At 75.8% G+C, this 5,097-nt stretch carries 6 protein-coding genes and 1 pseudogene; 1 reads left to right on the top strand and 6 read right to left on the bottom strand.

Annotation, left to right across the window (positions count from 1 at the left end):
• From ACYVKY_RS13365 to ACYVKY_RS13340, 6 genes are all read right to left on the bottom strand, one after another.
• The coding region (locus ACYVKY_RS13365) for an EsaB/YukD family protein (RefSeq protein ID WP_460435485.1) at positions 1 to 658 on the bottom strand (658 nt) is incomplete at its 3' end.
• 130 nt (positions 659 to 788) lie between these two features.
• Positions 789 to 1,082: a WXG100 family type VII secretion target gene (locus ACYVKY_RS13360; protein WP_460435484.1), complete on the bottom strand. Its 294-nt coding sequence runs from the start codon at positions 1,080 to 1,082 to the stop codon at positions 789 to 791.
• Positions 1,083 to 1,096: 14 nt separating this feature from the next.
• Positions 1,097 to 1,417: a WXG100 family type VII secretion target gene (locus ACYVKY_RS13355; RefSeq protein ID WP_460435483.1), complete on the bottom strand. Its 321-nt coding sequence runs from the start codon at positions 1,415 to 1,417 to the stop codon at positions 1,097 to 1,099.
• Between the two features lie 160 nt (positions 1,418 to 1,577).
• The gene (locus ACYVKY_RS13350; protein ID WP_460435482.1) at positions 1,578 to 2,534 is read right to left on the bottom strand and encodes a vWA domain-containing protein; all 957 of its coding nucleotides are present in this window, start codon (positions 2,532 to 2,534) and stop codon (positions 1,578 to 1,580) included.
• A 3-nt stretch (positions 2,535 to 2,537) separates the two neighbouring features.
• Positions 2,538 to 3,593 carry a DUF58 domain-containing protein gene (locus tag ACYVKY_RS13345; RefSeq protein WP_460435481.1) on the bottom strand — a complete coding sequence of 352 codons (1,056 nt, stop codon included), beginning with the start codon at positions 3,591 to 3,593 and terminating at the stop codon, positions 2,538 to 2,540.
• Positions 3,590 to 4,549 (bottom strand): AAA family ATPase, encoded by a 960-nt coding sequence (locus tag ACYVKY_RS13340; protein ID WP_460435486.1) that lies wholly within the window; start codon positions 4,547 to 4,549, stop codon positions 3,590 to 3,592. Before ACYVKY_RS13340 ends, ACYVKY_RS13345 begins: the two co-directional genes overlap by 4 nt.
• 164 nt (positions 4,550 to 4,713) lie before the next feature.
• Between ACYVKY_RS13340 and ACYVKY_RS13335 the strand changes: the two are divergent.
• Positions 4,714 to 5,097: pseudogene (locus tag ACYVKY_RS13335) on the top strand (hypothetical protein); the annotation flags it as partial.

The raw sequence follows: 5,097 nt of genomic DNA, 5'->3' as shown, positions 1-5,097 counted from the left end.
CGCCGGCGACGACCAGCACGCTCGCGCCGAGCGCCGCGAGCGGCACCGTCGACGTCCCCGGCAGCACCGACCCGAGGGCCGCGCCGCAGGCCGCGGCGTAGGCCACCGCGCCCCAGCAGGCGACGACCGCCGGCTCGTGGGCGCGCTGGCCGCGCTCGAGCACGGCACCGGCGGTGAGCAGCAGCACGGCGAGCACCAGGCCGGCCAGCGCCACCGGGAGCCCGCCGTCGCGCAGCGCGCCCAGGGTGGCGGCACCCGCGCCGAGCACGAGGGCGGCGACCGCCAGGGCGGTGCGCCGGCTCGAGGCGTCGTCCCAGGGCCGGGTCTGGCGCTCGACGGCGTCGGCGACCGCCTCGACCACGTCGTCGTAGACCCGCGGCGGGGCGTCCTCGGCACCGAGGCCGACGGTGAGGACGTGCCCGTCCTCGACGCCCTGTGCGAGCAGCCCCTCGTCGGCGCGCAGCGCGACGCCGTCGGTGCGCACCAGGCGGTAGCCGCCGTGCACGGTGTACGGGTCGAGGGCGCCGACGGCGGCGACGAGCTCGGGCAGCAGGTCGGCGACGGGGACGCCGCCGGGGACCGCGAGGTCGGCGCGGCGCGCCCCGCGCACCACGCTCACCCGCACCAGTCCGGTGCCCTCGCCCAGGGCCGTCGACACGCTCCCCGTCCCCTCTCGGTCAGCGGCTCGTCCGCGCACCGCATCGTAACGACGCGTCCCGCGGCGGACCGCGCCCCGGCACGACGAAGGCGGGACCGTCCTCCCCCGGACGGTCCCGCCTCGCGCGCGCTCAGCTCTGGAAGCGGTCGCGGTTCTGGCGCTCGGTCTCCTGGTAGCGGATCTTCGCCTCGGTGACCGCGCCGCCGAGGTCGCGCAGGATCGTCGTCATCGCCTCGACCGCGTCGTTCCAGTCCTTCTTGGCCTTGCGGTACGACTCGCGCGCCTCACCGGTCCAGTCGGACTCCAGGAACTTCAGCTGGTCCTCGAGCCGGTCGAGCCGGTCGTCGATGTTGCGCGCGCCCTGGCGCACGTCGGTCGCGACCTGCTCGAGGTGCGCGAAGTTGACCTTCAGCTCTCCACCCACGGTTGCCCCCTCCCTCAGTTCCGGCCGTCGAGCTTGCCGGCGTACTTGTTCAGCGCCGCGGACTGGTCCTCGTCGGTGGCGACGTAGCCCTCCTCGGACTTCATCAGCTCGGTCTCGAACGTCGTCAGCGCGCGGGTCAGCTTCTCCTGCTGCTGCTGCCACTGCCGCATGACGGAGTCGAACGCGTTCGAGCCCGAGCCGCGCCACTGCGCCTTGAGGTCGCCGAGCTTGTGCTCCATCGACTTCAGCTCGCCGTTCAGGTCGCCCTGGGCCTCGTTGACCCGCTTGGCGGCCGTGATCAGCGCGGCTTCCTGCTTGCTGAGCTCACCAGACATCTGCCGGCCCCTCCTCGTGATCTCCCCCGGGGAGACCCCCGTTGGCTGCCCCGCCCTGCGCGGGAGCTCGTGCCGTCGAGACTAGATCGCGGTGGCGGACGGGGCGTCCCGTCGTCCACAGGGCCCGACCGGACCCGTCCGGACCCCGTCCGGACCAGGGTCAGGCGAGGCGGCCGAACCAGACGAGCGAGCCCGCGACGCACAGCAGCAGCGTCGCGAGCGCGAGACCGACCCAGCGGTCGGTGATCTCGGACGGGACGGTCTCGTACCCGATCGAGGACCCGATGTCGGCGTAGACGTCCTCGAGCTCGCCCAGGGTCTCGGCCTCGTAGAACGAGCCGCCGGCGTCGTCGGCGATGGTGCGCAGCTCGTCCTCGTTCACCGGGACGGGCTCCTCGACGCCCTCGATGACGACGGTGCCGCCGGGCGTCCCGAAGGCGATGGTCGACACCGGCACGCCGGCCTCGACGGCCGCTGCGACCGCCTCCGAGTTCGCGCGCCCGACCGTGGTCTCGCCGTCGCTCAGCACGACCAGGTGCGCCGGGACGGGTTCGCCGGAGGGGTCGGGCGGCACCTGGTCGAGGCTCTGCAGCCCGGTGAAGATGCCCTCGCCGATCGCGGTGTACGGCCCGAGCCGGATGGAGTCGACCGCCTGCTTCACCCGCGCCCGGTCGGTGGTCGGCGGCACGAGCACGGTGGCCGACCCCGCGAACGTCACCAGGCCGAGGTTGATCGAGGGCGGCAGGTCGTCGGCGAACTGCCGGGCGGCCTGCTGGGCCGCCTCGAGCCGGTTCGGGGCGACGTCCTCGGCGTTCATCGACAGCGAGACGTCGATCGCGAGCACCACGGTCGCGCGCTCGCGCGGCACCCGGGTGTCGGCCGCGGGACGCGCGAAGGCGACCACGACGACGGCGAGCGCGAGCACGGTGCCCGCCGCCACCAGGTGCCGTCGCCAGCCCGGACGCCGCGGCGCGACCTGGCCGAGCATCGGCAGCGCGCTGAACCGCAGCGCGTACGCGTGCCGGCGGCGACCGCGCCAGGCGTAGAGGCCGACGAGGACGGGCAGCAGGAGCAGCAGCCACAGCCGCTCGCCGGCGAGGAAGGAGTCGGGGACCACCGCTCAGGCCCCCCGGCGCACGGCGTGCAGGTGGTGGGCGTGGACCCGGTGGGCCAGGACGAACCGCGCGGTGTCGGCGACCCAGTCGGAGTCGGTGCGCAGCACCAGGTGCCCCACCCCCGCCTGGCGCAGGGTCCGGCGCACCCGGTCGCGGTGGGCGGCCGCCGCGGCGGCGAACGCCTCGCGGGTCGCGGGTCGCCCGGTGTCCACCTCGAGGGTCTCGCCGGTCTCGGGGTCGACCAGGTCGACGACGCCGACGTCGGGCAGCTCGCCCTCGCGCGGGTCGACCACCTCGACGGCCAGCACCTGGTGGCGCACCGCGAGCTTGCGCAGCGGGCGCGACCACTCCGGTGCCTGCTCGGCCGGTGCCTTCCACGCCAGAGTGCCCGGCTCGAGGAAGTCCGAGACGACCACGCGCAGACCACGTCGGGGGTGCGCGGCGCCGAAGGCGTCGAGCGCGGGGCCCAGCCGGAGCCCCGGCGTCGGCGCGCCGGGGTCGACCTCGTGCCGCGGGTGCTCGAGCAGGCTGCGCAGCAGCGAGGCCAGCGCGAGCCGCCCGGCGCGGGCGGGGTGCCGGGTGGTACCGCGGTCGGACAGCACGTACCCGCCGAACCGGTCGCCCACCCGTCCGGTCAGCACCCCGACCGTCGCGACCGCGGCGACGGCGAGGTCGCGCTTGTCGACCGGACGGCCGGCCAGCCCGCGCGTGCCCGGGCCGCTGGTGCCGAACTGCATCGACCCCGACAGGTCGACCAGCGCGTAGGTCTCGAGCTCGCGGTCGGCGACGACGTCGCGCACGTGCGGCTGGGTCGTGCGGGCCGTGACGGCCCAGTCCATGTGCCGGACGTCGTCCTCGCCCGGCCGGTACATCCGCGCCTCGGCCAGCTCGGAGCCCGGGCCGGGCAGCAGCCCGAGGTGCTCGCCGCGCAGGTAGCCCTCGAGCCGCCGCACGATGGCCAGCTCGAGGGCGCGCAGCGCCTCGGGCGGTGCGAGGTCGGCGAGCAGGCGCCCGACGGGGACGCGACCCGCTGCCGGGTCGACCGTGCGCGCGTCGGTCACCGCAGCAGCGCCGGGACCGGCGGCGGCACGACCTGCAGGACCCGCTCGACCACGCCGCGGGTGCCCACGCCGTCGGCGACGGCGTCGAAGCCGAGGACGAGCCGGTGCGCCATCACGTCGACCGCGAGCGCCTGCACGTCGGACGGCAGCACGTGGTCGCGTCCGTGCAGCAGGGCGCTCGCGCGCGCCGCCGCGATCAGGCCGAGCGTGGCGCGCGGGCTGGCGCCGACGGCGAGCACGTCGCGCAGGTCGGCCAGCCCGTACTCGACCGGCTCGCGCGTCGCCATCACGAGCCGGACGACGTAGTCGCTGAGCAGCGGGTGCACGTAGACGCGGTCGGCGGCGTGCTGCAGTCGCACGACCTGCTCGGCGCCGAGCACCTGGTGCGCCCGCGGCGGGTCGACGCTCATCCGGCGCAGGATCTCGGCCTCCTCGTGCGCCCGCGGCAGCGGCACGTCGACCTTGAGCAGGAACCGGTCGCGCTGGGCCTCCGGCAGCGGGTACACGCCCTCGGACTCGAGCGGGTTCTGGGTCGCGATCACCGTGAACGGGTCGGGCAGCGGGTAGGACCGGCCGCCCAGGGAGACCTGGTGCTCGGCCATCAGCTCGAGCATCGCCGCCTGCACCTTGGCGGGCGCGCGGTTGATCTCGTCCGCCAGCACGAAGTTCACGAACACCGGCCCCAGCTCGGTGTCGAACGCCTCCGAGCTCGGCTTGTAGATGCGGGTGCCCACGATGTCGGACGGCACCAGGTCGGGGGTGAACTGCAGCCGGGCGAACGTGCCGCCGACGACGGTGGCGAAGGTGCGGACCGCGAGGGTCTTGGCGACGCCGGGGACGCCCTCGAGCAGGCAGTGCCCGCGGGCCAGGAGCGCGACCATCAGGCGCTCGACCATGGCGTGCTGCCCGACCACGACCTGCGAGACCGCGCGCACGGCGTGCTGCAGGTCGAGCACGTCCTGGCGGTCGGCCTCGGGTCGCTCGGCCGTGGTCCCGAGCCCGTCGGTGCTGTCCGTCACGACCCCATTCCACCACTGGTGGCTGGGGGCTTCCTGGGAGCCGGCCGTGGATGTGGACGACGCCGGGGGCCGGTCCCCGTCCCGTGTGGTCTCATGGCCGGGTGGACGGTGGGGTGGACGAGAAGGGGGCGGCGGCACCGTCGGCGACGGCAGCCGGTCCCCCGTCCAGCACCCCCCACCAGATCGGCCCGTACGCGGTGAACGGCCGCTGGTACCACGACGACTCGGGCCAGGTGCTGAGCGCGCGCGACCCGTCCGGGCGCGACGTCGAGGTCGTCCTGCTGGCCCCCGGGCCCGCCGGCGACCCCGCCGCCCGCGACCGGTTCACCGCCGCCGCCGAGCTGCTCGGGCGGGAGAACCCGGGTCGCCTGGTGGCCTCCGGCAGCGGCGCCGGGCTCACCTGGGCCGCGCTCGCGTCCGGCTCCGGCCCCGCCCTCGCGCGTCCCCTGCTGGACGCCGTCGCCGCCCCGGGCGCGCGGGCGACG

The sequence above is a fragment of the Angustibacter speluncae genome (genome assembly GCF_054777815.1).
The sequence above is the reverse complement of the archived record's forward strand: the minus strand, read 5'-3'. Positions and strand labels throughout refer to the sequence as shown.

Coding starts and splice junctions, on each gene's coding strand:
- ACYVKY_RS13355 (WP_460435483.1), bottom strand. CDS start 1,417: ATGTCTGGTGAGCTCAGCAAGCAGGAAGCCGCGCTGATCACGGCCGCC.